The organism is Aerococcus sp. L_32, from assembly GCF_050689315.1.
The window spans coordinates 1-3,043 of the sequence record NZ_JBOEQF010000254.1 but is presented as its reverse complement, the minus strand read 5'-3'; the positions used below and the strand labels follow the sequence as shown (position 1 = coordinate 3,043).

The following is a 3,043-nucleotide window of genomic DNA, read 5'->3' as shown; positions in this document are numbered from 1 at the left end:
TTTTTTCGTGGCCGCATCCTAGTCTTCATAGGCAAATCGATATTACGGTTTGGAAGTACGGCAGCATTTATCAAAGAGTAAACGGTCTTCGTGCATGGTACGCGTTCGTCAGGGTGCAACTTTCTATAAGAGTGTACAAAAGTATCCACGCTATGAACCCGCAACCCCTTCTTGGGTGCTAGATTTTCAGGTAAGGCAGCAAGGTAAGCCACAGAATATTTATTATGATCCCGCGCATGCGAGTTCTCACGATTTTCTTTATAAACCCGTGCGCCTGAGGCGGCAATATACTGCTCGTAATAATTGCGCTTATAGTCAAGCTGGCGCGTTCTTTATAGGTGCCGCTTTTCGCCATCTGTTCCAGCATTCCGCGTTGGATGTCAGTAAGTTGTTTGAAGGTGCGCTTTTCTGTGATACAATTATTTTCGGTCATGTAGATACTCCTTATACTTTTGGTTTGGTTGCTAACAAGTATATCGTATCTACATGATTTTTTTGTTTATTTCCTTATGCATTTCATTTTACAATTTTCCTATGTCGAATAACGCAAAAATATGTCCTAAATTTATTGACTTTTAAAAAAAGTTCATAATTTGGTAACCTTGAAAAATTTTTAAGATATTAAAATTTTGAATATTAATAGAGATTATAATGACAAGTAAACATACTTTACACAATAAACTTTCCATTGCAGGTTTGTTTTTTGTAATGGGTGTCGTATATGGAAATATTGGAACTAGCCCTCTCTATGTAATGAAAGCAATTGTGACTGGAAATGGTGGATTAGCGAATATAAGTCCTGATTTTATTATCGGTTCTGTTTCACTAGTCTTTTGGACTATTACCCTACTAACTTCAATCAAATACGTTTTAATAGCGTTAAAAGCAGATAATAGAGGGGAAGGTGGTATTTTCGTTTTATATACTTTAGTACGAAAAAAAGCTCGCTATCTCATCATTCCTGCGATGATTGGTGGGGCTTCACTTTTAGCTGACGGCGTCCTCACACCCGCCGTAACAGTAACAACTGCCGTTGAAGGCTTGCGTGGTGTGCCGACATTCTATAGTTACTTTGGTGAAAGTCAACAGATTGTGATCGGTATTACTTTGGCAATCATCTTCGTACTTTTTGGGATTCAACGATTTGGTACTGATGTAGTAGGACGAGCATATGGTCCAATTATGTTTGCATGGTTCACCTTTTTAGGCACTGTTGGTTTATTGAACTTTATAGGTGACTGGACAGTTATTAGAGCTTTGAATCCTTACTATGCTTTTAAAGTCCTATTTAGCCCGGATAATAAAAACGGTATTTTTATCCTAGGTAGTGTCTTTCTAGCAACTACTGGTGCTGAAGCTATATATTCAGATTTAGAACATGCTGGATTAGCCAATATTCGTGCTAGTTGGCCATATATTAAAATATGTTTAACCTTGAATTACCTTGGTCAAGCAGCTTGGTTATTGAAAGTTAGAAATAACCCGGACTACCAAGAAATTGAAGACTTAAATCCCTTTTTTGCAATGCTTCCAGAAGGTTGGCTAGTATTTGGGGTAATATTTGCTACGATCGCAGCAGTTATTGCGTCTCAAGCATTGATATCCGGATCATTCTCATTGGTTTCTGAAGCAATCAAATTAAAACTATTACCGAGACTGAAAATATTATATCCAGGCTCTTCTACTGGTCAAATGTATATTCCAACAATTAATTTACTGTTATGGATTTTTACATCTTGTGTAGTGATCGCCTTTCAAACATCTGCGCGTATGGAAGCTGCGTACGGTCTGTCTATAACAATTACCATGCTAATGACAACTATCTTATTACATGCATATCTGATGCAGATTGGTCAACCTAAACTGGTAGCGCACACCCTTAACCTATTCTTTGCTTTAATTGAAGGGATTTTCTTTATTTCAAGTATTACCAAACTCTTTCACGGTGGGTATGTTGCTGTGATGATTGCCGCCCTTATTTTATTCATCATGGTGATATGGCAATGGGGCACCCAAATTGAAGCCAAGACAGAAGACCTTGTTGATATACATGATTATTTAGACCAAATTGGTGAATTACGAAAAGATTCCTCATTGCCTTTAAATCAAACAAATGTCGTTTTCTTAGTTGCTCTTATGAATGACTCTATCATCGGGCGGCAATATATCTATTCCATCCTGGATAAACGTCCTAAAAAAGCTAGTGTATATTGGTTTGTGAATGTTGTAGTAACCGATGAGCCTTATACAAAAGCTTATGAGGTCGACATGATGGATACAGACTATATCGTTAAAGTGAAATTGCACCTACGATTTAAAGTCCCTCAAGAGATTAATGTTTATATTCGCCAGATTATCCATGACTTAATGACAAGTGGTCGTTTGCCAAAACAACCACAGAGATATACCATAACACCTGCTAGAGAAGTTGGTGATTTCCGATTCGTCATTATTTATGAAAAACTTTCGTATACCACTGAACTCACATCTATTAAGCGCCAAGTTATGCAGCTTAAATTGTTTATTAAAGAACACGTTCAACCAACCGCTTCAGCCTTTGGCTTGGATTATTCAGAAGTATTAAACGAATACGTACCTTTAGTTATTGGAAATGAGAGAAAGACAACATTAACTGAAATTACCAATAACAATGTACAAAAGTAAGAGCTAGTTATATTGATTAATAACTATATAATGGAACTCTATAATGTGCCCCAAAAGTCAGACTAATTTTAAGAGCGTTGACCAATCGGCCAACGCTTTTTTTAGTACCTTCAATTGTCAAATTAAGTGCAACGATTCATTAAAAAATACCTCATAAGGGGTTTTCCAATTTAGACATTTCCGTGGTCGCGTGTTTAATTTATTCGCCCATTCTTGAATTTGACTATCGAAAATACCTGAAATATCTTCACCTTTAGGTGAATATTCTCGTAATAAACCATTAGTATTTTCGTTTGTACCACGTTGCCATGGAGCATGTGGATCTGGAAAATACACTTTAGTGCCATTTAATTCTAGCGTTATTCGACTATGTTGGGAG

At 36.8% G+C, this 3,043-nt stretch carries 2 protein-coding genes and 1 pseudogene; 1 reads left to right on the top strand and 2 read right to left on the bottom strand.

What is annotated here, in order from left to right; translation table 11 throughout:
- Window positions 1-433, bottom strand: a pseudogene (locus ACRCJ0_RS11375) (IS30 family transposase); the annotation flags it as partial.
- 218 nt (window positions 434-651) lie between these two features.
- Here ACRCJ0_RS11375 and ACRCJ0_RS11370 point away from each other — a divergent pair.
- The gene (locus tag ACRCJ0_RS11370; protein ID WP_431390489.1) at window positions 652-2,664 is read left to right on the top strand and encodes a KUP/HAK/KT family potassium transporter; all 2,013 of its coding nucleotides are present in this window, start codon (window positions 652-654) and stop codon (window positions 2,662-2,664) included.
- 117 nt (window positions 2,665-2,781) lie between these two features.
- On the opposite strand, the gene ACRCJ0_RS11365 is transcribed toward ACRCJ0_RS11370, so the two are convergent.
- A partial coding sequence (locus tag ACRCJ0_RS11365) for an IS30 family transposase (RefSeq protein ID WP_431390488.1) occupies window positions 2,782-3,043 on the bottom strand: 262 nt, incomplete at its 5' end.